The organism is Aliiroseovarius sp. S2029 (assembly GCF_023195575.1).
GTDB lineage: Bacteria > Pseudomonadota > Alphaproteobacteria > Rhodobacterales > Rhodobacteraceae > Aliiroseovarius > Aliiroseovarius zhejiangensis.
Genome location: NZ_JALPQE010000003.1, coordinates 183,554 through 208,722 on the forward strand (window position 1 = coordinate 183,554; position 25,169 = coordinate 208,722).

Sequence of the window (25,169 nt, forward strand, 5' to 3'; positions counted from 1 at the left end):
ATGGCGCGTTGACACAGATCAGCCGGTCAGGGTGCGAAATCATGCTTCGATTGAGAGAGATCATTCGGTTTCGACACCTACCTGTCAGACTTGCTGCATCAAAAATCATCTAGAAATTGCGAGGACGGATCATGGAAAATGTTGAACGCCTGTTGAAAGGCACCGTTGAAGAACTGGACCGGCTGCTGAACGCCAAGAACGTACTTGGTGCCCCCATTGAAAAGGGAAACTCGACCGTTATTCCCATCGTCAGCTATGGCTTCGGGTTTGGGGCCGGTGGCGGTGTGAACACAAAGTCAGGAGACGGAGCAGGCACCGGGGCAGGGGGTGGCATCAAACCATTGGGTGCGATCATCATCGACGATGAAGGCGCGCGTGTGGAATCGGTGCAAGGCCCGATGACCACACTGGCCGAGGTGTTGGGTCAAACCGCGGGAAAAGCCATCGACAAGGCTGCCGTGGCGGCGAAATCCAGCAAAAAAGACGCCTGAGTCAGCGATATGGCAACGGCATTTGTCATCGTGCTGTGGACTTTGGCGGCGCTTCTGGCGCTGCTGTTGGCGGCCATCCTCATGCCGCTGCGTCTTGAACTGAGTGCTACGCGCGAAGAGTGTTGGCACGTCTTTCTGGCACTCAGGCCATTTGGGCGGTTTGGGCCGCGCATTCCGTTGCGGCGTAACGTATCCAAGCGCGAAGAAAAGCCCGAAAAGGTGCCGGGCAAAGCCAGAAGTCGCCGACACGGGCGACGCGATCCACGCAGGCTCGTGCCCGCGGCGATCCGACTTCTAAGTGATGTTCTTGGCTCTGTTCGGGTGCACAAGGCATCCGTGGACCTGCGTTTCGGCTGTGAGGATCCCGCCGATACGGGGCAGACGTTTGGCCTTATGGCCCCGCTGATCTATGGCACAGCAGGGATGTCACGGTTTGATGTCAGGGTCGAGCCGGTGTTTGACCGCGCCCTGCTTGCTGGCCGTGCCGCGCTGGATATCTCGATCATCCCCGCACGTCTGGTGCCACCTTTCATCCGCTTTGGCTGGTCGGCATTTGGTCCGAGGCGATGACTTGGTCCATTGATCCTCCGATACAAGTCGGCGGATACGCTTGTGCGGCTGTTGTCGAGGTCGATTTCTCGGTTCGGCCGTTCGCAGGAATGCTTGCGGGCCATGGCGACAAACGTCCCCTTTTACTGCTTCTTCTCAGGGATGGGGTGGTCAGAGGGTTCGACCTGAACGGGCAGGTCTTTCAAAGGGATGAGATCGAAAACCTGTTTCCGGACGCGATTGTGCGGATGAAAAACCTGTTGTCCGACACGATTTAACGCGACCGCAGACGATTACGCGCCATCCGCCGTCGCGCGATCAATCTGTCTTGCGTGAAAGATACCGCGCCATCGCATCAAAACTTGCCATCTGGGGATAGTCTGCTTCGGGCATCGGAAGATCGAACCGTTTTCCCAATGCCGTGACAAGCCGCAGGAAATCCATCGAGTCGATGTCGAATTCCTCAAGCAGATCAGCGCTCTTGTCGATCTCGTCCAGCGTTACATCGGGCGCGATCTTGTGAAGTTCATCTGCCAGGGCAGTCTGGATGTCTGACTCTGTCATAGGGTGTCTGGCTCCTGTAAGTTGGCGGTGACGGCTTGCAAGAACATGGCCCCCCGGTGCCCGTCGCTGACCCGGTGATCGGCTGCAAGCGAAAGCGTTGCGACACGCCCTGGCACGATCTGACCTTCGTTGACGGTTGGGGCAAATCGCGGTGTGCCAATGCCAATGATGGCGACCTGCGGCGGATAGATGACGCCCACGACCTGATCCACACCCCGTTCCCCCAGACTTGTCAGCGTGACGGTGGCCTCACTTAGCTCGCGCGCCTTGAACCGACCCTTGCGGACACGAGAAACCAGATCGCCAAGATCTTGCATCACCTGATCCGTCGATTTCGTATCTGTGTCGAAAATCGCGGGCGCGACCAATCCGCCAGATCTGATGCGAATTGCAATGCCCAGATGCACGGCGTCTGACGGTTGAAACCCATTGTCGCTGTAATGCCCGTTCAGCTCGGGAAATTTTTGCAAGGCAACGGCCACCGCGCGGGCGTAAACGGCGCCGGCAAGCAGCCGGTCTTCTGGTGTGCGGTCTGCGTTGACCGCCTTCAGATAGGCGTCGACATTTTCAAGATTGACCTGATGCGTCAGATAATAGTGGGGAATTTCACGTTTGGACCGGCTCATCGCTGACGCAATGGCCGCGCGCATGCCTGTTTCAGCCTCGGACGATCGGTCGGTCGTGCCCGGGGGCGAGGCCGTGCCAGAGGTCAGAACCGCTTCGACATCCTTCAGGGCGACCGTCTGCCCCTTGGCCCCGTCTATCGACGCAAGATCAACCCCATGCTGGGCCGCAAACCGCCGTGCTGCCGGTGTGATCCGCCTGCGAGCGAGCGACGATGGTCGTGGGGCAGGGGGGCGCGCGACAGGTCGAGTTTTCCGGTCCGACACAGGGTCGGTGTCCAGCGGGGCGGGAGCGGGTTCGCCAAGCGGTTCGGGGGAAGCAGGTGCCGGAGCGGCCGGGATTTCGGGCGTTTTAGTTTCCGGCTCACCTTCCTTGCGAAGCTGGGCAAGCGGTGCACCGACCGGCACTTTTGCCCCCACCTCGACCAGCCACTGATCCAAAATTCCATCTTCGTAAACCTCGACCTCGATCACCCCTTTCTGCGTTTCGACGGCTGCGATCACGTCGCCCCGGTGAAACGCCTCACCGACCGCAATCGTCTGTTCAACCAGCGTCCCGGCGGTCATATCTGACCCAAGCGAAGGCATCAGGAAAAGTGTCATGGCTCCTCCTTCACCAGTCGCAGCACTGTCGCGATGATCTTTTCGGTTTGCGGAATGGCCGCCTGTTCCAGATGGTGCGGATAAGGGATCGGCACCTCTTCGCTGCAGACACGGGCCAGCGGCGCGTCAAGCTCGAAAAACGCCTCTTCCGCCAAACGCATGCCGATTTCGGCAGAAAGGCTTCCGCTGCGCCAGCCCTCGTCCACGATCACCGCGCGACGGGTCTTCCGGACCGAGGCCAGTATCGTGTCCATGTCAAGCGGTCGCAGCGTGCGCAGGTCAATGACATCGCTGCTGATCTGGTGTTCCTCGCCCAGCCGTTGCGCCGCGATTAAGGTTTTGGACAGGGACCCGCCATAGGTGATCAGCGTTACGTCATCACCAACATGGCGCAACGCCGCGCGGTCGATATCAACCGGCCCCGCGTTCTGCGCAAGTGCGCCTTCGCTGTTGTAGAGCATGACATTCTCGAAGATCAGCACCGGGTCGGGGTCTTGTAATGCCGTCCACAGCATCCCTCGTGCGTCCTCAAGCGTGGCCGGGGCCACCACCCTGAGACCGGGAATATGCGCATACCAGCCCTCCAAACTGTGCGAGTGCTGGGCGGCCAGTTGCTTGCCCGCGCCGGTGGCCATGCGGATCACCAAAGGGACGCCGAACTGGTTGTTTGACATATGCCGCATCGTGGCGGCGGTGTTCAGGATCTGATCCAATGCGAGCAGCGAAAAATTGACCGTCATGATTTCGACGATCGGTCGCAGTCCTGCCATCGCCGCTCCGATCCCGGCCCCGGTGAACCCGGCCTCGGAAAGGGGGGTGTCGCGGATACGCGCAGGCCCGAACTGGTCAAGCAATCCCATGCTGACCGCATAGCAGCCGCCATAGTGCCCCACATCCTCGCCCATCAAAAACACCCGGTCATCACGTTGCAGCGCGTCGATCAGTGCCTCGCGCATGGCGTCGCGATAGGTTGTGGTGCGCAACGTATCGGCGATCACAGGCGACGGCGGGTCAGGTCGGTCGGGGGACATCACGTATCGGGTCAGATCCTCAACCGGTTCGTCGGTTCCCGCTTCGGCAAAGGCAACAGCGGTTGCGATTTCGGCATCCACCTCTGCCTCGATCTGGGACACCTCGTCGTCATGTATCAACCCGTTTTCGATCAGCCATGTCTGGAATCGAACGATCGGCCCCTTGGCGCGCCATTCCGCGACCTCGGCCTTGTCGCGATAAAGCTGGGCGTCAAACATTGAATGGGCGCGAAAACGGTAGGTCTTGCATTCAAGGAAGCGCGGCCCGCCGGTCTCCGAGATGGCGCCGAGCGCCCGGCGCGCTGCGACTTCGACGGCAACGACATCCATTCCATCGACGGTCTCGGCCGCCATGCCGTAACTTTGCGCGCGACTGGTCAGATCCGTCGCAGCCTCGGTTAAGTCCAGGGCCGACCCCATCGCATAGCCATTGTTTTCACAGACAAACAGCACCGGAAGGTTCCAAAGGGCAGCCAGGTTCATCGCTTCGTGAAACTCGCCTTCTGCGACCGCCCCTTCGCCGAAAAAGCAGACGGTGACAGCGTTGGTGTTTGTCATCCGGTCGGCAAGGGCAAGGCCGGCGGCCATTGGCAAGCCACCCCCCACAATCGCATTGCCGCCATAGAAATTGTGATCGCGGCTGAACAGGTGCATCGAACCACCCCGCCCGCCAGAACACCCTTCGCTTTTGCCAAACATCTCGGCCAATACCGGCCCCATCGGCACGCCCTGAACCAGAGCGTGCGCGTGTTCGCGATAGGTCGCGACTATGCGGTCAGCCTTGCCGAGAAGCGGAATGATCCCGGCGGCGATCGCCTCCTGCCCGTCATAAAGATGCAAAAACCCTCGGATCTTCTCGCGGGTGTAGTATTCGGCGCAGGTATCCTCGAACCGGCGAATGCGGATCATCGTTTTCAGAAGCTCGCGCACATGTGCATGGTCGAGACGGGGTTTCAGGTCGCTCTGGCTCATGTCTCGTCACTTTCAAGGGTTGATATGTCGCCTTCGGGCAGGCCGAGTTCACGGGCCTTGAGAAGGCGGCGCATGATCTTGCCGCTGCGCGTCTTGGGAAGGTTCTGCCGAAACTTGATCTCTTTCGGAGCCACGGCTGGGCCAAGCCGCTTGCGTGCGTGCCCGGTCAGGTCCAGTCGCAAATCGTCAGATGCGTCAAAGCCCGGCTTCAGGGCAACGAAGGCTTTGACGATCTCGCCTGCGGTGTCATCCGGTATGCCGATGACGCCTGCCTCGGCCACAGCCGGATGTTCCATCAGGGCGCTTTCAACCTCGAACGGGCCGATCAGATGGCCTGCGCTTTTTATCAGATCATCACCGCGCCCGACGAACCAGAAATACCCGTCGCCATCGCGCATCGCCAGATCGCCTGACAGATACCAGCCGTCCCGAAAACACTTTGCATACCGCGCCTCTTCATGCAGATAACCGCGCATCATCGAAGGCCAACCGGGGCGCAATGCCAGTTCGCCCACCGCCAAGGGTTCAGTCAGTTCCCGAAGCCCTGTGTCGTCAATGTCGACAATCCCCGCGTCGATCCCCGGCAGGGGCTTGCCCATCGACCCCGGACGCACATCCATCGCAGCGTAATTTGCGATCATGATGCCGCCGGTTTCCGTCTGCCACCAGTTGTCGTGAAACGGCTTGTCAAAGGTGTCGTTCGACCAGATCACCGCCTCGGGATTAAGGGGTTCGCCCACGCTGGCCATGAAGCGAAGGGCAGGGAACGCATGTGCTTTCGCAATGTTTGCCCCGGCTTTCATCAGCATTCGAATGGCCGTCGGCGCGGTATACCAGACATTCACCGCTTCGCGCTCCAGCGTCTGATACCACCGCTCGACGTCAAACTCGGCTTCGTCAACGATCATCGTCGTGCGATTGGTCAGGGGGGCGATGATCCCATAGGACGTGCCCGTCACCCAACCGGGATCAGCCGTGCACCAATAGACATCGCCGGGGCGAAGATCGAGCGCCATTTGCCCGGTCGCATGGTGCGCGACCACTGCCTGATGGACATGCACGACGCCCTTGGGTTTACCGGTGGTGCCCGAGGTGAAATGAAGCAGCGCCGTGTCCTCGGGGTCCATGCGCTCGACCGTAAAAGCATCACTGGCCGCTTCCATCGCCGCATTCACAGATATGGTGTCAGGCAGGTCTCCGTCCGTCAGGAAAACGCGACGCAAATCCGGAAGACTGTCGCGTATACTGCTGATCTTGCGTCTGAAAAGCCGCGATGACGTGATAATTGCATTTGCCTGTCCGATCTGCATTCTCGATTGTATCGGCTCTGGCCCGAAGGCCGAGAAAAGTGGGCAGAATACACAGCCCGCCTTCAGGCTTCCAAGTGCTGCGATATACAGCTCCGGCACTCGCCCCAGCAAGGAATAGACCCTGTCTCCGCGCACCAGACCTTCGTTTCGCAGGGCATTGGCAAAGCGATTGGTGCGCCGTTGAAGCTCGTCATAGGTTATGTCCAGGCGGGCGCCAGACTTGGCAATCCAGCGCAACGCGACCTGCGCACCGTGACCGGCCTCAACATGGCGGTCCACGGCCTCGTGTGCGATGTTGAGCCTGCCGCCTTCGAAGCCATCAATGTTAGCTTGCGCCGTCGTCCAGGTGAAGGTGTCGCGCGCGGCGGCATAGTCAGGCATGTTGGCGCTGTCACGCATCTCGCGGGTCTTTTTGATCGAAGGTGTCTGCAAGGCCAATGCTCCGTTGCCGGTTCTGAAAGAAGGCTAACAGTCGGTGGTGCTGTAAAAGTGACGCAGATCAATGGCACAGGCTGGCGTCGCGCCACGCCGGGTTTCAACCGTTTCCATCCGTGCAAGCGACAGATCCACGACCTTCGACCGAAAGGAGAGGAGGGTTTTCACCGATCCCGGGTTCGGATGAACCGCCGAGAGGCCGCAAGCGGTCAGCGCCGTTTGAAGCGCACGCAGGATCGACGGACCGGGAAGGACCGGAAACGCGGCCAGTACGGCACGATTAGTCAAACGTGTCGCAAGTTTCGGGGATGTGGCGATCTACGTTGCGGCATCGACGCCACTGACCCAGCAACGATACCACAATGTGCGAAACACCTCGCGCGGGGGGGCAAGACCGGCCTCACGGAACAGCGCGCGGGTGCGCGACGGCGTGATGATCGGTAGCCGCGATATCGCGTCAGTTTCAAGGTTGATGACGTGCTCAGCGACCCCGGCGGATTTTGCATGAGCCACATATGCCGGGCGCAACGCCTCGAACTCATCCGCCCCGTCGCATGAGACATCCGCGTGGATCAGCAGACCGCCGGGGGCGATCCGGGCTTTCAGGGCTGTAAGATAGTCCAGCTTCGCGCCGTCATCTTGCAGCTGTTGCATGACCAGCAACGACGTTGCGGCATCGAACCGTGGTTGTATCGGCAATGTGTCGATTGTTCCTGTGACAAAATTGACCCTGTCGCATGCCCCGGCTTTTTCGGCCGCCAGCCGCGACAATTTCAGGTTTTCATCGGACGGGTCAAGCGCCACCAGATCGAGCGTCCGCGCCCGTGCCCCAAGCGCCTCGATTTCGCGACCACCCCCGGCACCCGTGATGAGCACGCGGCCACCCGGGGGGACATGTTGAGAAATCAGCGCGGCGGCGAGGTCATACATGCCGCTCAGCCCGGGGACCGAGCGCAGGATATCCCGATATAAAGCCACACGATCAGTGCTTTGTCCGGGTGACTGCGGTTTCATTGGTTTCCCCCCAGATGGCGCACGCGGGTGTCCTTTGCGTCTTTGCGACCGGATTGCGGTCGACGCCGAGATTTTAGCATCCCTGCAGCATTCGGCCAGTTTTTTGACGGCAAGGCATCACTGACGGCAGGTCGCGCCCGTGCGCGACGGGTGATACTTCATCAGATCACCGAAACACCCGTGGAACCAACTTCGGCACGTGTTTTTGATAAACCCGATAATCCGCGCCAAACTCCCGGACCAGATCGCGCTCTTCACAGGTGAGGCCGATCAGTATGTAGGCGAGCATGACGCCGGCCAGAAGCAGACCGTCCACAGTCATTGTGGGCCTGCAGAACAACATCAGGACCAGACCCAGTTGCAGCGGATGGCGGACCACCCGATAGAGCCATGGCGTTCGGAACTCGGGCGTCGCGCGGCTGTGCCCGCGCAGATGGCTCCAGGCCTGGCGCAATCCGGTGAACTCGAAATGATCGAGCGCGAATGTCGACAGGACGATCACCGCCATTCCGCCGAAAAACGCCGCGTAAAGTGCGGCGGCAAACATGCCGTCGGCACACCAGACGGTGCCCCCGATCGGTTGCCAATGATAGATGATCGTGCCGAGCAGGATCGACGATTGCAGCACAAAGGTCGACCGCTCGGCAGCCGTGGGGATGATCCTTGTCCAGACCCGCTTGAAACCGGGGCGCGCCATGACGCTGTGCACCAGCCCGAAAAGCGCGATCAGGGCAACGTCGAAACCAGCCGCAAGCGGGATCGGCAGGCCAAGTCGGGCGTTTTGGATTGTATTTAGACCCAGCAGGAATGCTGCAAACCACAGAAACACGGTCAGGAAGGCCGCATAGGCCGCGATGGCATAAAGCAGGATAAGAAATCTTTGCATCTGATGTCCTTTATTTTTCTGGTGCCGCAGCGCTTCACCGGCCTTTTGGGATTGCCGCTACCAAGTGTTGAGCCGGATCGCTGGGATGCGTCGTTCCTTGACGCGCTCCATTCCGATGTCGCGCAGCAGGTGGTCGGGCAGTTGCGCAAGTGCGTGCATGACGCGCTGATCGCGCCGTCTGCGCGTGGCGCTGCTGATCAATCTGGCGGTGGCGGCCAGCAGGGCTTTTGTCGGGTGAGGTTTTGCACCAGTTTCGATAACATTCATGGTCATATCGTTGATCCTTTGCGTTGCCGCCCGAAAGCGGACCGGTTTGTTCGAGGTAAGACGGGAAAGTGCGTGCATTTTCACTTTGCAGGGGAAGGTTGCGGCGGCAGACCGGACGGGACCGTCGGCGGCACGAGATGGGAACGGTCAACCGCCGTCGGGTCGGTGAGCGTCTCCAGAAATACGAGAATGCTCGCGATTTCTTCCTCGGACAGATCCACCGGTGCAAGCATGTTGGCACTGGCAATCCTGCTTCGCAGCGGTGTCGAACTGTGCACCCAGGTGTCGCGCAGATCATAGGCCCCGCGCTGCATCGGGCTCAGGACCTGATAGCTGACGCCGGTTCGGTTGCGCACCGGCTGGATGACGGTCTCCAACGGCGGAAGATCATTCGGGACGTAACTTGCCAGCGAGGCCACCGTATCAAGATGGTGACGCACCATATCCTCGAGCGATGCGAAGGCACCGTTGTGCCCCCATGGACCGGTGAGCGCGACATTCCTGAGTGACGGGGTGCGAAAGCCAAACAGGTCTGCCGCGTCACTGGTTACGTTGAAGCGGCCTTCATCCTCGACCCTATGCGGGTGCCCGGTATGCGCCGCATAGCTGCCGTCCACCCCCTGATACTTTCCGGGGCCGATTTGTGGAACGGCGATGGCGTGAAATTCATGATCCGTCAGCAAAGGGCCGTTGTGACAGGAACTGCATCCGGCTTTGCCAAAGAACAGCTCCAACCCGGCCTCCTCGGCTGCGTTCATCGGCCAGCCCGCAAGACGTGCGTCGAACCGGCTCTGGTCAGACCGGAACGCCACCGTTTCAAAAGCGGCAATCGCCCTGGCCGCGTGATCGAACCGGATGTCATCCGGTTCCTTTATGTCATCAAAGGCACCGATAAACTGTCGGGCATAGTCCGGGGTCGCGGACAGCCGCTCGGCCAGAAGGCCCCAGGCACGTTTGAAATCACGTCTCGAAACGGCGTCGGCGACCGGATTTTCACCGGGCTGGCCCGCCATCTCGACGGCCGAAAGGACCGGGAACATGGCCTGCGCCGTCAGGGTGTTGTCCAGACCTTCCGGAAACTGCTCGCTGGCAGGGCTTCTCAACCGGCTTGGAAACCCGCCCCAGCGGTCAAGTTCAAGACGCCCGTCATGGAACATCGAGGTATAGGCGCGCGCGCCGATATTGTAGAGCGGCTGCGCATTGCGGGGCACACGCCCGATCACGCCATCCTGTGTGACACGGTCGGGTCCAAATCCCGTGCCGCCTTCGCCGATGGACAGCGCCACCCCATCCCCTGTTCCGCGTGCCGGGTCGTGGCAGGTGGCGCAGGCGATGTTGCGGTTTCCGGACAGAACAGGATCGAAAAACAGGCTTCGCCCAAGCCCATAGAGCTTTGGGTCCGGCGCCCCGTTCCACAGATAATCCCCGTCTGTCAGCGGGCGGGGCAGATCGGCGGCATACGCGCCGACAGCGGCGGTCATGATCAGGGCAATGGTCAGCGGGGCTTTCATGGTCTTGTCCTTGGTTGGGTGCTTTCGCCGCGACAGGGCGGCGAAAGCGGTTTGTGTTCGGGGGATGTGGTCAGTCGCTGCTCACGGGCGCCAGCGCCGCATGTTCTTCCGGCTTGACGTCGATCAGCAGCCGCACACCATAGCCTTCGGACATGCCCAGCAGAACCTGCGTCATCTCGCCCGACATGCCCTCGAAGGCGCCGGTGCCGCCGGTGATCACGCGCGGCGCCCTGACATTGACGTCCACCAGTTCGGTGCCCTGGTTGATCAGGATGTCGCCATTGTTGAATTCAAAGACCTGCCGGGTGATGACAACAGCCCCGGTTTGCGTGCGCATTCCGTCACCCACGAAATACCCGTCGCAGGTCCAGCGGCCGATCACCTTGTCGGGAAAGGCGGGACTGCCATCGGGCAGCGTGCCTTCGACCCCGCTGTCCAGTGTGCCGTCTTCGTAGATGTAGCCCTGCGTGATGAACGCATTGCCATAGGCGGGCATGCCGTCATCGAAGACCGGGGCAGATGCAAAGACGAAGCGGGACATGTCTTCGGCCACGTCGAAAGACATCGGCGTGCCGCCAGCGATGGCGTGGGCCGAGGTCATCGCCAACAGGGCGATTGCAGAGAGAGTTGATTTCATTGTTGAATTTCCTTGTTTGGGTTATGTTGAACGTCAGTGTTCACAGTCCGCGAGCCGATGTGCCGCACGGCGCTGTCTTGGTCGGATGGCGGGGCCCCCGCCAAACGGTTTTCTTGAAAGATCAGGCGATCTGCGTGGCCCGGCACATCTGTTCCACATGGCGGTGATCCGTGCCGCAGCATCCGCCCAGGACGGTCAGGTTGGGCAGCAGGTCCGCAAGCCCTGCGTGAAGCAGGCCAAGTTCCTCGGGATTGCCGTCGTCGAGCGTTTCGGCTTCGTCCAGTTCGGCGTGACTGAGACGCGAGGCATTGGTGCGCAGCCCCATGATGCGCTGCGTCCAGTCTCCGTTCAGAATATGCGAGAAATGCTCGGGATGGGCACAGTTGATCATGTAGTAGGCGGGATAGTCTTTGGTGGCCCTGTCAACTGCGGCAATCGCCTCGGCCAGGGATTCACCCGAGGGCAGGCGACCATCCGTCTCGACCGTGAACGAGATCACGACCGGCATCCCCGCATCCTTCGCAGCCCGTGTGATGCCAATGGCCTCATCGGAATAGGTCAGCGTCATGGCGGTGATCATGTCCGCACCGAATTCTGCGAACCACGCGGGTTGCTGCTTGTGATAGTCAGCAGCCTGATCGGCGGTCAGTTTGGTGCCGGGGGAATAACCATCATCCTGCGGACCCATGATGCCATTGATAACGAAAGGGCATTCGGGGGTTTCATAGGCCCGCCGAAGGTTGTCCAACGTGGCGATGGCCTCGCGGTGGACCTCGCGCAGGTCATCCTGGGTCATGCCCAGTTCAGCGGCCCAGCGTGCACTTGCCCGCCAGGTGGGGGTGTCCATGATGAACCCCCTGCCTTGGGCGACCGCCAGTTTTGCAAACCCCTTCATATAGGTATCCATCGCTTTCAGACCGGCATCGGTTTCAAGCGCCTTGAAGGCTGCAAAAAGCGGCAGGTCGATCCCTTCGAGGAAGACGAGGGTGGTTTCCAGCCCGCCATCCGTTATCATTTTTTTGCCGGCCAGTTGCGGCAAAGCGTTTCGGTATTTCATTGTGTCATCCTTTATGTTGATCCTGCGCAGTGCAGGTTGTGGATGAACCAGGTCCTACCGGGCGGGTGACGGCCAAGCTTGAGGTATGGCTGAGAAAACCCTGAGATAACGTGAGGGATGTGCTAACTCATGACGCATCGGAGCAGCGCATCGGACATGACATGAAGGTGATGATCGCGGATTCAGTGGTCGATTTTGACCGAATGAGTGTTGCGAGCGGCGGGCAAACCCACCGCCTGACGCGGCAGTCCGCAGGCATTCTCAGGGCGCTTTTTGAGGCAGGCGGAGACATCGTCAGCAAGGATGACCTGATCCAAAGGGTTTGGGACGGTCGGATCATCACGGACGCCACCCTGTCGACAGCGATCAAGGAAGCGCGGCGCGCCGTGGGCGACACGGGTGCGGATCAACGGATCATCAAGACCGTTCACGGTATCGGGTTCTGCCTTGCGGTTCCGACCCGTCAGGCACCCGGCGCCCAAGGTATGGATGCTTTGAAACCTTGTGTGGTCGTGCTGCCATTTCGCAATATGGGTGCCAGTTCCGACGATCAGTTCATCAGTGATGGTCTGACAAACGAGATCATCTCGAACCTGTCGCGGTTTCGTGATCTGAAAGTCCTCGCCCGCACCACATCCGAGGCGATTTCCGCCGCCGCGCTGGACCACGCGAAGATGGGAGAGGATTATGGGGTCGGCTTTGTTGTCGAAGGAAGCGTGCGCCGATCCAGCGAACGGCTCCGCGTGACGGTTCAGGTTGCCTCGACCGAGGACGATGCCATTCTGATGACCGAGCAGTTCAACCGCGAGGCGTCGCTTGACGCCTTGTTCGACGTTCAGGACCGGATCGCCGAGCTTTGCGCCGGACGGGTGGCCAGCCCGCATGGCGCCCTGGCCCTTGACGCTGGCCAGCGGGCAGGACGCGCGACAAGCTGGGACATGTACCGGTTGGTTGCGGATTTCCGACGCTTCTATCGGACCTATGACCCGGAACTTCATTCCACGCTGCGCGACGCCTTTCCGGCCGCATTGGCGCGCGATCCGGAGGCGGCGGACGGGTGGAGCGCCTATGCGGTGATCTTGCTGGAAGAACACCGCTATCACGTCAATGAGCGCGCCGGCCTGGACGTTCTGCCCCTTGCGACGGAGGCGGCAGAAAAGGCGGTTGCTGCCGATCCGCGCAGCGCCTTTGCCTACGCCGCTCTCGCCATGTGCCGCTTGTTCGCGCTTGATGTGGATGGGTTCAATCTGGCGGCTGAACGGGCGCTGGACCTCAATCCCGCCAATTCAGACGTTCTGTCTGAAATCGGCCATTGCTATGCCTTTCTGGCCCGCGAGGATGAAGCCATCGCGCTTCTGGACCGCGCGATGGAACTGAGCCCGGTACATCCGGGGTGGTACCATTTCGCAAAGACCTGGCGCTATATCCGGCTGAACATGTATGACGCCGCGCTGCTGGAGATCCAGAAATTCCCGATGCCGGGTTTCTACTGGTACCATGCCCAGTTGGTCTGGCTGCATTCTTTGTTGGGGCAGAGCGATGCCGCAGCGACCGAAGCAGATCTGCTTCGGCAGGTGTTCCCCGAATTTGAAGAGCGTGTCTATGAAGAGGTGTCCATGTGGCAGGCCAATGAAGACCTTGTACGCTCGGCGTTGAAGTCCTGGCAGTCTGCCGGTTTGAAGATCAGGATCGGGCCGGGGTCGGAAGACGGCCCACACCCATAAGACCGGCCATCGCGATGGCAATGGCAAGCCCGATAAAACCGGCAATATGCAAAAGGCCAGCACCTGCTGCCCCTCCCAAGGCAAAGCCCAGAAGATAAATGGCCATTTTTCGTTCGGAAGTGCTGCGCCCGTTATTGGTGCCACGCCCGGCCAGATACAGAGGGAAGTAAAGGTACAGGAAAAACCCGTTTGCCAGAACACTGACCCCCAGCACCGCGAATGTCGGGGCGAGGTAGCTGACCGCGCCTGACATCGCGGCACACAGAAGCGCGGTGTTGGGCAGGTATCGTCCTGACGTGGCCCCGAGTTTTCCTGCAATCAGTGAACCGAGCACCCCCATCAACAGACTGCCCAGCAGCCACAGGGACAGATCGCCAGCAGCCTCCAGCGAGGAGGCAAACAGCTCGATATAGGTCCAGTACGCTCCCATCATCACAAAGAAGGGAAACTGCAGAACTGGAAAGTCCGACAAGACCGAATGACCGTCACGACCAGAAGTCTGGCGCGATACACTGTCGGAACCGCCCGCAGCAACAAGCGACAGAGACAACACTGCCAATATCCAGAGCGATTTCAGGTCGGTCATGGGAAGCAACAGGTAGATCAGAAGAGCGGTCATCAATCCGAAGCTCAGCGCGGTGCTGATGATCTTGTGACGTTCCGCATGACTGCTCGCTTCATACAACGCCTTCGCGGTGAGTATGCCAAGTGCAGCGCCGAGACAGGCGCTCGCGGCCAGCGCAAGGCCTGCTGAGTTGGATGCAAACGGGGCCGCCATGACCACCAGACAGATCGGCACCAAAACAGCGGAGCCACGTGCCAACCCCGCAACCCGCCACGACGCCGCAATGCCGCATGAAAGCGCCGCCGCCAGCAAAGTAACGCTGGCATGCATCCCGGCAGCAGCATCGGACAGTGCATATGCCTGTGAGATCTCGGCAATCCAGATCGGCATGGTGTTTATCAACGCTGCGCCGAAGCCCAGTATCACAATGGCGCGCAGGGAATATCTGGTTGCGGTCATGGTCGAAGGGTAAAGCGTGGAGCGTTTCGTTGGCAAGCAAAGCAGCAATGGAGAAATCGCGCGCAGCTTAAACGGCCATGGTTAAGCTATGGGTTGTCATCTATGCCGATTGATCATTGCCACCTCTGTCGAACCGCGTCGTCCAGACACGTCTGTATCGAGATTGGATACCATAAAGAACGAAGGTGAGGATATCGGCAAACCTATGGGTGATGGCACTGTGACCGCCCCCAAAGAGTTCTGAGTTTGCCAAACTTTTCCGGCCACTCGAAAAAACGGCATTCATTGTCCCGAATATCGAATGTCAATCCTAGATGGACAAGCTCTATTCAGTATCGGAACGGGCACAGAATGGGCACAAGTGCTGCTAATTCAGCACTCGTTCAGCCTCTGTCTTTGTGGGCAGTTTGTTTTAAAGGTTTTTGGCTCCGGCGGTAGGGATCGAACCTACGACCAATTGATTAACAGTCAAGTTTTGGGGCCAAACTGGTCCTAACTGTGTAAAACTATCTCTGCATAAATTTGCGTTGTAATGCAGTTATTTGCTTGCAATGTGAGCCTCTGTTAGTAACTTGGGGTAACGGTCCAAAACCGGCCAATCTGTTACCCCAGTGTTACCCCGGAGGGAAAATTGATTATGGGAAAGGCTCTCACGACCAAGGCGATTGAAGCCGCGAAACCAAGCGATCATCGCCGCGAAATCCCCGACCCGGCACTGTCCGGGCTTTATCTCGTGGTGCAGCCGAGCGGGGTGAAATCCTGGGCCTTGCGCTATCGCTACGCGGGCAAGCCGAAGAAACTGACTCTTGGCCGCTGGCCGGTCATGGGGCTGGCCGATGCGCGCGCCGCTGCGACCGATGCTATCGAGGCGTTGGAACACGGGAACGATCCGAGCGCGGCGAAGAAGGCGACCAAGGCCGCGCGGATGGAAGCGCAGCTGTCCGAGCGCGACAAGATCAAGACGCTGGTGGAGCAATTCGGCAAGCGGCATCTGTCCACCCTGAAATCCGGTGAAACCGTCAAGCGCGAGTTGAACCGGCATGTTGTCGCGGTTTGGGGCGAGCGGGATATTCACGACATTGCCAAGCGCGACGTGATCGACCTGCTGGACGGGATAGCCGATAGCGGGCGGGTTGTGACCGCGAACCGCGTTCGGGCGTATCTCAACAAGTTTCTAAGCTGGTGTGTCGAGCGTGATATTATCGACCAATCGCCCGCGATGGGCGTCAAGCCGGCCGCCAAGGAAAAGAGCCGCGACCGCGTGTTGTCGGATGATGAAATCCGCTTGTTCTGGCAAGCCTGTGACCGCGAGGGGCAACCGTGGGGCCACCTTGGCAAAATGCTGCTGCTGACCGGCCAAAGGCTTGGCGAGGTTGTGAACATGACCGACCGAGAAGTGAGCGGCGATCTGTGGCACCTTGAGGCTGACCGCACCAAGAACGGGCGCGCGCATGACGTGCCGTTGTCAGGCGCCGCGCAGGACGTTCTGGGAGCCATGGAGCGCGTCAAGAGCGATGCGGGCTACATCTTCACCACCACCGGCGAGAGCGCATTGCAGGGCTACCACAAGGGCCGAAATCACATTGCCGACCGGATGACAGAGATTGCGGGGCAGGAAATCCCGCATTGGACTTTTCACGATCTGCGGCGCACGGCGGCAACCGGGATGGCGCGGCTGGGCATTCCGGTGCGCGTAACTGAGGCAGTTCTGAACCATGTAAGCGGCACCGCCGGGGGTGTAGTGAGCGTTTATCAGCGGCACGACTATGCCGATGAAAAGCGGGATGCACTGAACGCATGGGGGCGGCTTGTCGGTGAGCTGGTGGAAGGCACGGCGGATAACGTGGTGCGGCTGGAGGCGAAGCTATGAACCTAGATGCGCTCCATATCTATCATGACGAGGCAGTAAGAAACCGAGTAATCAACATTGCAAAGAATCAACTAGACCCTGACGAAGAGCGCGCCGACAATTACGCTGAAATGATACTTGAAGCGGCTTTTGTAAATGGACGGTCGTTCTTCCATAGGTCTGCCGATCTAAACGCATTGTCTGAGTTGGAAAAAGCGATTGCGAAGCTGGTTTATCAATTAGATTCTTCACTTACGTCCGAGGCGCGCCACACACTTAATATGTATTTCCTATATGGCTCAGCCTTTGACACACTTTACCAAGGTGACAGCATTAATAACGAGAAAGCCAAAGACTATCGTGAAGAAAAAGGGAATACGATAAATCGTGCGGTCAATGAGCTTGTCCGCAATATTAAGGAGATCAGGTGCGCGATCAATCTCACCAAGAAACGGATCGAAAATTCTTCTCAGGCAAAACAATCACCATCAAAGATCAATATCCACGGTATCAATCTAGTGGATATATCGCGCCACGTTTGGGCTGTGGCACACAAGCGAGATGCCCCAAGTTCAGACTTGAACATTGCGACGGCTTTCGGTCATTTCTTATCTGATTTGTTTGATGCTTGCGGTATTGAAGGCGATCCGCGATCTGCTTTCCGCGCATGGGTTCGTGAGCAAGAAGCGCAGTCCCTAGACCGCCCTGAATAAACTGCGTTATCTATGTACGATTAACCCGTTCAAGCTGTCTATCTAAAGCCTATCGTAAAATAACGAGAGGCCACGAAATGGAACATAAACTTATCTCTGCGGCTGCTGTCCGCGATCTTTGCGGCGGTATCTCCGACATGACCCTTTGGCGCTGGCTCAACGATCCTGAGTTGGATTTTCCGAAGCCCGTATACATCGGCAAACGGCGCTACTGGCGTGAGGCCGATATGGGTGAATGGTTGCAGGCACGAGCCGCCGAGGCAGTCTAATGGGCCGCGACCGGCGAAACGAGGGGCGCGGCGAACACTTCGCGGCAATGGTCCGAAACACCATGAGCACCGACGCTTGGCGCGCTCTATCACCGAGCGCGCAGGCTCTGTATCCTTGGCTCAAACTAGAATGGCGCGGGCCGAAGGCGAATAACAACGGGCGGATTGCCCTGAGCGTTCGACAGGCGGCAGAGCGTCTAGGCGTCGGCGTCAATACAGCGGCGCGCGCATTCCATGACTTGCAGGCCAAAGGCTTCCTTGTGGTCAAACGTCCCGCTCAATTGGGCATGAAGGGACAAGCCACGTCGCCAGAGTTCGAGCTGACCGAAATCGCCCTTCCTGGACAGGGTGCAAGGCCGAGGCGCTTGTATGCTGATTGGAAAAAGGGCGGCGATTTTCCCGTGCAGAAAGCAGCCGTTCACAACCCGCGCGGCGTCAAGCAAATGCAAAACCCTGTCATCAATTTGGTGACGGCACGTAACCAATATGGTGACGTTTGATGTATGGGCGTCACCAAAACGGTGACAGGACGTAACCAAAATGGTGACGAAACCGGCAATTTGACCTGACTGCCCGTCACCAAATCAGTGACATCCTTAATATACCATACCCATGAGGGCCTGCCGTCTATGACCTACGGCGTGGGCAAGCGGCGATTGGCTGGCGATAGAATGAGTGAGGCAGTGATAATCTAGGTAAGCATTGCTGACTTTGTTATGATGGCAGCGTCATAGCTTCGAGGCATTCAATGCGGATCATATCGCGCACCCCGATCAGCACGGCGGCACCGGTTGATCCTACGGACTTCACCGATCACATGCGCGTTGACGACGCGCTCGGTTCGCTGCGGTATGCCTTCACGGCGGCGCGGGAGATCGAGGCATACGCGGATATTGCGCTGCTGGATCAGACCATCACGGCGCAGGCCGATCCCCTCACCGGCAAGGTGCTGTCATTGCCCGTTGGTCCGGTTGCCCTGGGCGCGTCTGTCGTGGTGGAGTTGATCGAGTTGGACGGCAGCGCCACCCCGATCCCAAGCGGCTGGTTTCTGGTGGCAGGGCCAAGGCCGCAACTGTTCTTCGACACCATCCCCGGCGGGCCTATCCGCGTCACCTACACGGCAGGCTATGGGGCAGAGGCCAGCACCATCCCCGACGATCTGACACACGCGATCATGGATCAGGCGCTAAAGCTCTACGACATGCGGGGAGACGTGGACGCACCGGCAACGCTGGCACCTTCTGCGGCACGCATCTGCGCGCGCTACAGGCGGGTGAAGGTATGAGAATGGTCCCAATGCCGGGACTTTCGCCAAACACTGAAACCGGTGGTGGACTGTTCTTTTCTCACTCCCGAAAAATTCCGGGGGCGAGGCAATGACGCGGGCCACGAAAGACGCATCGGCGGCGCTGCGGTTCCTTCCCAGGCTGATCGTTCCCGAGGGCAGGCTTGCGGGTAGAAAGCTGCGGCTGGCCAAGTATCAGAAGCAGTTCATCCGGGGCGCGTTCGCGAAGGGCGTCAACGTGGCGTGTCTGTCGATCGGCAGGGGCAACGCCAAAACGGCTATCTCTGCGGGCATCGCCTTGGGGCATCTGATGGGCGAGATCGAGCGCCAGCCGAAACGCGAGATCATCTTCGCGGCCCGCAACCGCGACCAGGCGCGCACGGCGTTCGGGTTCCTGGTCGGGTTCATCGAAGGCTTGCCCGAGGAAGAACAGGAGCAATTCACGATCCGGCGCGGGTCCAAGCTGGAGGTTGAGACGGCGGAAAACGGCGGCGGGCTGGCGCGTGTGATCGCGGCGGACGGCAAGTCGATCCTGGGCGGCGCGCCGACGCTGGCCATTCTGGACGAGCGGGCGGCATGGGAGCGCGAGAAGGGCGACAACCTTGAAAACGCGATCTTGTCGGGCCTTGGCAAGCGCGACGGGCGGGCGCTGATCATCTCGACCAGCGCGCCCGACGATAGCAACACCTTCAGCCGTCACTTGGACGAGCCTTCCCCCGGCACCTACGTTCAAGAGCATCGGCCCGCCCCCGGCCTTCCCCCGGACGATCTGGAAAGCCTGCTGGAGGCCAACCCCGGCGCGAAAGAGGGCATCGGGCCTTCGCCCGACTGGCTGGTCGCGCAGGCACGGCGGGCGATAGCGCGGGGCGGCTCAGCCTTGTCGAGCTTCCGCAATCTCAATCGCAATGAGCGTGTCGCCTCTGACGATAGGTCAGTATTGTTGACCGTTGACGAATGGCTGTCCTGCGAGGTTTCCCCGGACGCGATCCCGCCCCGCGACGGTCCCGTCGTTCTGGGCATCGACCTGGGCGGTTCCCGTTCCATGTCGGCGGCGTCGCTCTATTGGCCGCAAACCGGGCGGCTGGAATGCGTCGGCGCGTTCCCCTGCACCCCGAGCCTTGCGGATCGCGGGCAGGCTGATGGCGTCTCAAACCGCTACACCGAGATGCACGAGCGCGGCGAGCTGGTGACGATGGGCGATACGACCGTTCCCGTCGCTCGGTTCATGGCTGACGTTGTGGACCAACTGGAGGGGCAGGCACCGGCGGCAATCGTGGGTGACAGGTTCCGCCATGCCGAGTTCCTGGAGGCGCTGCGCGACGCTGGCCTTGAACGTGTGCCGTTCATCTGGCGGGGCTTTGGCTGGAAGGACGGCAGCGAGGATTGCGAGCGTCTGCGGCGCGCGGTGTTCGAGGGGCAGGTCAGGGCCAAGCCGTCGCTGCTGCTGCGCTCTGCTTTCGGAGACGCGATCACGCTGGTGGACCCGGCGGGCAATCACAAACTGGCGGCGGGGCGTTCGACCGGGCGCATCGACCCGGTGGCGGCAACGGTTTTGGCGGTAGCGCAGGGCCAGCGCATGAAGCGCGCCCCGGCGAAGGGAAAGGGGCGCATGGCATGGGCGTAGCATCGGCACTTGATCGGCAGGTTCAGTTCCGGCGGTTCGTCGGGGTTCCTGACGGGTTCGGCGGCGAAACAAAGGAATGGCAGGACCACGGCGGGCTTGTATGGGCGCTGCGGCGCGACGTGAAGGACGAGGAAGCCATGCGGGCGGGCGTGTTCGGTTCAAGCCTGCTGACGCGGTTCCAGGTGCGGTATTCGCCCTTCACCCGCGATCTGACGACCGAGGATCGTGTCGAATGCGAGGGCGTCACCTTCGAGATCATCGGCATCAAGGAGCCTGCCACGGGGCAGCGTCGGCAGTTGCTGGAAATCACCGGGCAGACCGCGACAGGGGGCAGCACATGACCGCGCGTCCGGGCAGATGGGCGCTGGTGCGCCCCGAGTGGCAGGCGGTGCGTCATGCCGTGCTGGAGCGCGACAAGTGGTGTTGCCAGCACTGCGGTTCCCGGCGGCGGCTGGAGGTTCACCACGTCAAGCGCGTGGCGGACTTCCCCGAGCTGGCGTTCCAGCCGGACAATTGCCTGACCCTCTGCGGTCCCTGCCACACGCAGGAAACCAATCGGGAATTGGGGCGCGTCCCCGATCCGAAGCGCCAGCAATGGCGCAAAGCTGTCGCTGAATTGGCGACGAAACCAATCGAGCAACAGGAGAAAACACATGCTTGATTCAGTGAAGGTCCAGCGGCGGCAATCTGAAATCCGCCAAGAGCTGGCAGAATTGGCCGGGGCCGAGACCCTGACCGAAGAAACCCGGTCCAGGATGGACAAGCTCGACCAGGAGTATCAGGACGGCGAACGCAAGTTCCGCGCGGCGCTGATTGCCGAGGCCGAGGAACGCGAGAAGGCCAAGGGCGAGCTGGAGACGCGCAGCGATACCGAGTGGTCCGAGATGATGGGCCGGTTCGAGCTGCGGCAGGTGGCCTTTGCCCTGGACGAAGGGCGCAAGCTCGACGGCGCGACCGCCGAGATCATCGAGGAAATGCGCGCGGCTGGCGGGTATCAGGGCATCCCGATTCCCTACGAGGCGCTGGAAACCCGCGCGGGCGAAACCGTCTCGACCGGCACCCCCGAGCCGAAGGCAATCCGCCCGATCATCGACCGCATCTTTCCCGGCAGCGTGGCCGAGCGTCTGGGCGTCCAGCGGATCGGCATTGCGCAAGGCGAGGTCGCATTCCCCGTGGCCACGTCCGGCGCGGTGTTCGGCTGGCAGACTGACGAGCTGGCCAACGTAGGCGCGGCCAATCCCTACGCCACGTCCGAGCGCAGCCTGACCCCGGATCACACCGGCGGCGCGCAGATGGTCATTTCCCGCAAGGCGATGAAGCAATCGGGCGCTGGCCTTGAAAGCGCGATCCGGCGTGATCTGAATGCCGTGATCGGGGCGGAGCTGGACCGCGTTGTCGTCAACGGCAGCGGCGCGACGGGCGAGCCTCTGGGCATCGTTCCGGGCGCGGCAACCTACGGCATCACCGACACCGATGTTGCGGCGGCGGCGTCCTGGTCGGCGTTCCGGGCCGAGATCGTGGCCTTCATGGAGGCCAATGCGATCAGCAGCGCGGGCGCGGTGAACCTCGCCTTTGATCCGGCGATCTGGGCCACCCTGGACGATACGCTTATCAGCGGCACCGCGACGAGCGAATGGGACCGCCTGACAAAGCATGTCGGCACCCCGGCGATCAGCAACACGATTCCGGCGGCGTCCGCGATCATGACTGCCAATGTGCAGGGCGTGGCACCGGGCTACCTGGGCGTCTATGGCGGCGTCGATCTGATCCGCGATCCCTACACCAAGGCGGGTTCCGGTTCGCTGGTGCTGACCGGGCTGGTGACGGCGGACTTCACGGTTCCCCGCGGCTTGCAGACCCGTATCCTGAGCGGGTTCCTCTGATGCTTTGGGGCGCAGCATCTGGCGCGCTGGAGCTGCGCGCCGACAACAAGGGAGGCGTCCGGGTTTCCGGGCGCTTCCCCTACAACCACGAAACCGAATTGGCACCGGGCAGGGCCGAGCGGATCGAGGCGCGGGCCTTCGCGGCCCGGATCGAGGCGGGCGAGGATATTCACCTGCTGTTCGGCCATGACTATCAGCGCCCCCTTGCCAGTCGGCAGGCGGGTTCTCTGGAGATCACCGATACCGATGACGCGCTGGAGTTCCGGGCCACCATCAACGGCAGCACGAGCTGGGCGGCTGACTTTCTGGCGGCGCATGAGGCTGGCCTTATCCGGGGCATGTCACCCGGTTTCAGGGTTTCCAAGGGCGGCGAGCGGATCGAGCGGCGCGGCGATGGCTTGTTGCGATCCGTGAGCAAGGCCGAGTTGTTCGAGATCAGCGCCGTCACGCGCGGAGCCTACGGGCAGGCGCAGATCGAGGCGCGGGCGTGGGAGTGCGATCAAGACGAAAAGTTTTCGTCTTGCACCGGCCTTCACCCGCTCAACCGCTGGAGGCTTTGAGCATGTGGCCATTCACGAAACGGGCCGAGCCTGAAACGAGATCGAGCGGGGCCAACTATACCGCGTCCATCATCGCGGCACGGGCCAGCTACTTCGCAGGCGGCGGCGAGGTTGCCGAGCTGACAAGCGCGGTGCAGACCTGTGTGAGTCTGTGGGAGAGCGTTCTAAGCGGCGCTGACATATCCGGCACCGATCTACTCGACCGGCGCACAATGGCGCTCATGGGGCGTTCGCTGGCGCTGCGGGGCGAGTTCGTCGGTATCATTGGCGGGGGCATCATTCCGGCAACTGACTGGGACGTTTCCACCCGCAACGCCAAGCCGGTGGCCTATCGCGTGAGCATCCCCGAGGCATCGGGCGGGCGCAGCGAAACCCGTCTTGCGGGCGAGGTTCTGCATATCCGCATCGGATCCGATACCGCGACCCCGTGGGCCGGGACGCCACCCCTGCGGCGCGCGGCCTTGTCGGCAAATTTGCTGCACGAGATCGAAACCGCGCTGCGGGACACGTTCCGCGATGCGCCGATAGGTTCGCAGGTTTTGCCCCTGCCGGATTCCAGCGCCGAGGACATGGAAGCCATGCGGCAGGCGATCCGGGGCAAGCAGGGCCAAACCCTTGTGATCGAGGGCGTGGCGCAGGCGACGGCGGCGGGCATGAATCCGCAACTAGGCCAGCGCCGGGACGATCTGACACCCGATCTGCACCGGGCCGAGGCGGCAACCCTGCTAGAGAGTTCGCGCGGCGCGGTGGCTGAGGTGTTCGGCGTTCCGCGCGCATTCTTCAACCCGGCATCAACCGGGCCTGTATTCCGCGAGGTGCAACGGCATCTTGTGCAATACACCTTGTCACCCCTTGCCAAGCTCATCAGCGATGAGGCCAGCACCAAGCTAGGCGGGGCTGTGTCTGTGGACGTGGAAACCCCAACGCAAGCCTATGACACCGGCGGCAGGGCGCGGGCCTTGTCTGGCATCGTTAAGGCGATGGCCGAGGCGCAAGAGGCGGGCATTGATCCTGAGAAGGCAATGCGGCTGGTGGGATGGGAGTGATTCCATGGTTGAGGCCCAGACATGAAACCGGCGGCAGCGCCACACCATCGCCGGACACGTTCGGGCCTAAAGTTCCCGCAGCGCTTGAAAATTGACTTAACACTACATAACGTAGGGCAAGGCAGCCTAGGCACAATATGAGGGTTTTTTATGGCGAAGTGGAAGAAGGGATTTCGGAAGACGCCAGCAAAGATTTTAACCAAGCTGGAAGGGTTTGATGAACGAAACGTACGTGTCATTGCTGGAAAGGTCATTGGCAGTGATGCCGTAGATGCCGGGACGTATCAGCATCTCGGTCTTACGCAGGACACGCTTGAAGTTGGGAAGGTCTGGACGATCATCCCACCTGAGAGCAGTGGAGCCACCGCGAAAAAGAACTCGGAGGGCTGGACCGTTGTTCGCAAAGACCTGCCGAAGTTCAAGAAGTACTTTTATCAGGATGTGCCGATCTACGGGGATGCTGCGCGAAACGGCTGGACTACTGCTGCTATCCCCCGCGAGGTATACGTGAGGGACCAAATTCCTCCGTACCTCTTCGAGCTTTCAATCGAAGTGAGGGAACAGCATCAAGATGGACGCTATGGGATCGTATTCTCGATCAGCGACGTCCTTGATAGAGAAACGACATCGTTTTCAGATGATTTGCTCTTCGCATTGAACTTGCTGCAAGAGTGTACCGGGGTCAGCGATGTTGCACCCGGAAGTAGCCAAAGCGTTGTTTTCACGTCGTCACTGGACTGGCAACTCTTCCCGCCGGGCGATCTGGACGACTTGGTTGATCGTCTCACGAAGGGGAACAACGGTAGAGGCGGCGCTGATCCAGAAACAGTTCGCGAGCGACTTGAGCTTTTTGAGCAGTACCAGCCGACGGAGTATCTCAAGGGCATGGGCGGAAACGATCACTACATCGGCGCAAAGTTTGCCGATGATTTGGTGGCCTTTGAGAATCTTAAGTATGGCAATGCCCTCTATGTTCTCTACGGCGACTGGGTGGAGCTTTCGCAGCGTCCGAGAAGCGAGCTACTGAAGCTAACGAACGCGGAGTTCGATAGGATCGTACATCGCAAGGGCTGGGAACTAGAGTTCGCAAAACTGATGCAAACCGAACTGCAACAACGGGGCGTTCGCATTCGGATAGGCCGCAACGTGCGCCGTAGGCAAGCACAGTAGGTCTATATCGCGGCCTTCGGCTTGTTACCCCAACCGTTACCCCGGCGCTTCACAGGCCGAAGCTCAAAAACA

At 60.4% G+C, this 25,169-nt stretch carries 28 protein-coding genes; 16 read left to right on the forward strand and 12 right to left on the reverse strand.

Translation table 11 applies throughout. The features are described from left to right. The first annotated feature begins 131 nt into the window (after positions 1 to 131). The 3 genes from MUY21_RS07745 to MUY21_RS07755 are packed head-to-tail and all read left to right on the forward strand — an operon-like array spanning position 132 to position 1,318. Positions 132 to 491 (forward strand): spore germination protein GerW family protein, encoded by a 360-nt coding sequence (locus MUY21_RS07745; protein WP_248409746.1) that lies wholly within the window; start codon positions 132 to 134, stop codon positions 489 to 491. A 9-nt stretch (positions 492 to 500) separates the two neighbouring features. Then, positions 501 to 1,061: a DUF2953 domain-containing protein gene (locus MUY21_RS07750; protein WP_248409747.1), complete on the forward strand. Its 561-nt coding sequence runs from the start codon at positions 501 to 503 to the stop codon at positions 1,059 to 1,061. Further along, the gene (locus tag MUY21_RS07755) at positions 1,058 to 1,318 is read left to right on the forward strand and encodes a hypothetical protein (protein ID WP_248409748.1); all 261 of its coding nucleotides are present in this window, start codon (positions 1,058 to 1,060) and stop codon (positions 1,316 to 1,318) included. The genes MUY21_RS07750 and MUY21_RS07755 overlap by 4 nt, the downstream gene beginning before the upstream one ends. Positions 1,319 to 1,358: 40 nt before the next feature. Here MUY21_RS07755 and MUY21_RS07760 read toward each other — a convergent pair whose 3' ends face one another. The 11 genes from MUY21_RS07760 to MUY21_RS07810 all read right to left on the reverse strand — a co-directional run bounded on the left by MUY21_RS07760 (position 1,359) and on the right by MUY21_RS07810 (position 11,950). Next, positions 1,359 to 1,604, reverse strand: coding sequence for an acyl carrier protein (locus MUY21_RS07760; RefSeq protein WP_248409749.1), 246 nt, complete (start codon positions 1,602 to 1,604; stop codon positions 1,359 to 1,361). Further along, a complete protein-coding gene (locus tag MUY21_RS07765) occupies positions 1,601 to 2,830 on the reverse strand; it encodes a dihydrolipoamide acetyltransferase family protein (protein ID WP_248409750.1) in 1,230 nt (409 codons plus the stop codon). Before MUY21_RS07765 ends, MUY21_RS07760 begins: the two co-directional genes overlap by 4 nt. Further along, the gene (gene pdhA / locus MUY21_RS07770) at positions 2,827 to 4,833 is read right to left on the reverse strand and encodes a pyruvate dehydrogenase (acetyl-transferring) E1 component subunit alpha (protein WP_248409751.1); all 2,007 of its coding nucleotides are present in this window, start codon (positions 4,831 to 4,833) and stop codon (positions 2,827 to 2,829) included. The genes MUY21_RS07765 and pdhA overlap by 4 nt, the downstream gene beginning before the upstream one ends. Beyond that, positions 4,830 to 6,575: an acetate--CoA ligase gene (gene acsA, locus MUY21_RS07775; RefSeq protein WP_248409752.1), complete on the reverse strand. Its 1,746-nt coding sequence runs from the start codon at positions 6,573 to 6,575 to the stop codon at positions 4,830 to 4,832. Before acsA ends, pdhA begins: the two co-directional genes overlap by 4 nt. Positions 6,576 to 6,608: 33 nt before the next feature. Continuing rightward, positions 6,609 to 6,866, reverse strand: a complete 258-nt coding sequence (locus MUY21_RS07780) for a hypothetical protein (RefSeq protein WP_248409753.1) — start codon at positions 6,864 to 6,866, stop codon at positions 6,609 to 6,611. 30 nt (positions 6,867 to 6,896) lie between these two features. Then, positions 6,897 to 7,592, reverse strand: a complete 696-nt coding sequence (locus MUY21_RS07785) for a class I SAM-dependent methyltransferase (protein ID WP_248409754.1) — start codon at positions 7,590 to 7,592, stop codon at positions 6,897 to 6,899. Positions 7,593 to 7,758: 166 nt separating this feature from the next. Further along, entirely contained in the window at positions 7,759 to 8,478 is a 720-nt protein-coding gene (locus MUY21_RS07790; RefSeq protein ID WP_248409755.1) for a hypothetical protein, read from the reverse strand. A gap of 57 nt (positions 8,479 to 8,535) precedes the next feature. Beyond that, entirely contained in the window at positions 8,536 to 8,751 is a 216-nt protein-coding gene (locus MUY21_RS07795; RefSeq protein ID WP_248409756.1) for a DUF1127 domain-containing protein, read from the reverse strand. A 74-nt stretch (positions 8,752 to 8,825) separates the two neighbouring features. Then, positions 8,826 to 10,256, reverse strand: a complete 1,431-nt coding sequence (locus MUY21_RS07800) for a cytochrome c peroxidase (RefSeq protein WP_248409757.1) — start codon at positions 10,254 to 10,256, stop codon at positions 8,826 to 8,828. A 70-nt stretch (positions 10,257 to 10,326) separates the two neighbouring features. Beyond that, positions 10,327 to 10,893, reverse strand: coding sequence for a hypothetical protein (locus MUY21_RS07805; RefSeq protein ID WP_248409758.1), 567 nt, complete (start codon positions 10,891 to 10,893; stop codon positions 10,327 to 10,329). Positions 10,894 to 11,014: 121 nt separating this feature from the next. Then, on the reverse strand, positions 11,015 to 11,950 hold the full coding sequence (locus tag MUY21_RS07810) for a homocysteine S-methyltransferase family protein (protein WP_248409759.1): 936 nt from the start codon (positions 11,948 to 11,950) through the stop codon (positions 11,015 to 11,017). A gap of 161 nt (positions 11,951 to 12,111) precedes the next feature. Here MUY21_RS07810 and MUY21_RS07815 point away from each other — a divergent pair, with 161 nt between their 5' ends. After that, complete coding sequence (locus MUY21_RS07815) at positions 12,112 to 13,674, forward strand: winged helix-turn-helix domain-containing protein (protein WP_248409760.1); 1,563 nt, start codon at positions 12,112 to 12,114, stop codon at positions 13,672 to 13,674. Here MUY21_RS07815 and MUY21_RS07820 read toward each other — a convergent pair. Then, entirely contained in the window at positions 13,634 to 14,698 is a 1,065-nt protein-coding gene (locus MUY21_RS07820; protein ID WP_248409761.1) for a hypothetical protein, read from the reverse strand. The two genes, MUY21_RS07815 and MUY21_RS07820, sit on opposite strands and share 41 nt — an antisense overlap. A gap of 637 nt (positions 14,699 to 15,335) precedes the next feature. Between MUY21_RS07820 and MUY21_RS07825 the strand changes: the two genes are divergently transcribed. The 12 genes from MUY21_RS07825 (at position 15,336) to MUY21_RS07880 (ending at position 25,097) form a co-directional block, all read left to right on the forward strand. Further along, on the forward strand, positions 15,336 to 16,568 hold the full coding sequence (locus tag MUY21_RS07825) for a site-specific integrase (RefSeq protein ID WP_248409762.1): 1,233 nt from the start codon (positions 15,336 to 15,338) through the stop codon (positions 16,566 to 16,568). Next, positions 16,565 to 17,260, forward strand: a complete 696-nt coding sequence (locus MUY21_RS07830) for a hypothetical protein (RefSeq protein WP_248409763.1) — start codon at positions 16,565 to 16,567, stop codon at positions 17,258 to 17,260. The genes MUY21_RS07825 and MUY21_RS07830 overlap by 4 nt, the downstream gene beginning before the upstream one ends. A gap of 77 nt (positions 17,261 to 17,337) precedes the next feature. Then, positions 17,338 to 17,529, forward strand: a complete 192-nt coding sequence (locus MUY21_RS07835) for an AlpA family phage regulatory protein (protein WP_248409764.1) — start codon at positions 17,338 to 17,340, stop codon at positions 17,527 to 17,529. A 62-nt stretch (positions 17,530 to 17,591) separates the two neighbouring features. Next, complete coding sequence (locus MUY21_RS07840; protein WP_248409765.1) at positions 17,592 to 18,029, forward strand: hypothetical protein; 438 nt, start codon at positions 17,592 to 17,594, stop codon at positions 18,027 to 18,029. 248 nt (positions 18,030 to 18,277) lie between these two features. Continuing rightward, entirely contained in the window at positions 18,278 to 18,814 is a 537-nt protein-coding gene (locus MUY21_RS07845) for a hypothetical protein (RefSeq protein ID WP_248409766.1), read from the forward strand. A gap of 91 nt (positions 18,815 to 18,905) precedes the next feature. Then, positions 18,906 to 20,438 (forward strand): terminase large subunit, encoded by a 1,533-nt coding sequence (locus MUY21_RS07850; RefSeq protein ID WP_248409767.1) that lies wholly within the window; start codon positions 18,906 to 18,908, stop codon positions 20,436 to 20,438. Beyond that, on the forward strand, positions 20,429 to 20,779 hold the full coding sequence (locus MUY21_RS07855; RefSeq protein WP_248409768.1) for a phage head closure protein: 351 nt from the start codon (positions 20,429 to 20,431) through the stop codon (positions 20,777 to 20,779). Before MUY21_RS07850 ends, MUY21_RS07855 begins: the two co-directional genes overlap by 10 nt. After that, the gene (locus tag MUY21_RS07860) at positions 20,776 to 21,099 is read left to right on the forward strand and encodes an HNH endonuclease (protein ID WP_248409769.1); all 324 of its coding nucleotides are present in this window, start codon (positions 20,776 to 20,778) and stop codon (positions 21,097 to 21,099) included. Before MUY21_RS07855 ends, MUY21_RS07860 begins: the two co-directional genes overlap by 4 nt. Continuing rightward, a complete protein-coding gene (locus MUY21_RS07865) occupies positions 21,092 to 22,321 on the forward strand; it encodes a phage major capsid protein (RefSeq protein ID WP_248409770.1) in 1,230 nt (409 codons plus the stop codon). Before MUY21_RS07860 ends, MUY21_RS07865 begins: the two co-directional genes overlap by 8 nt. Then, positions 22,321 to 22,881 (forward strand): HK97 family phage prohead protease, encoded by a 561-nt coding sequence (locus tag MUY21_RS07870; RefSeq protein WP_248409771.1) that lies wholly within the window; start codon positions 22,321 to 22,323, stop codon positions 22,879 to 22,881. Before MUY21_RS07865 ends, MUY21_RS07870 begins: the two co-directional genes overlap by 1 nt. A 2-nt stretch (positions 22,882 to 22,883) precedes the next feature. Then, on the forward strand, positions 22,884 to 23,927 hold the full coding sequence (locus MUY21_RS07875) for a phage portal protein (RefSeq protein WP_248409772.1): 1,044 nt from the start codon (positions 22,884 to 22,886) through the stop codon (positions 23,925 to 23,927). A 150-nt stretch (positions 23,928 to 24,077) separates the two neighbouring features. After that, complete coding sequence (locus MUY21_RS07880; RefSeq protein WP_248409773.1) at positions 24,078 to 25,097, forward strand: hypothetical protein; 1,020 nt, start codon at positions 24,078 to 24,080, stop codon at positions 25,095 to 25,097. The last annotated feature ends 72 nt before the right edge of the window (positions 25,098 to 25,169 follow it).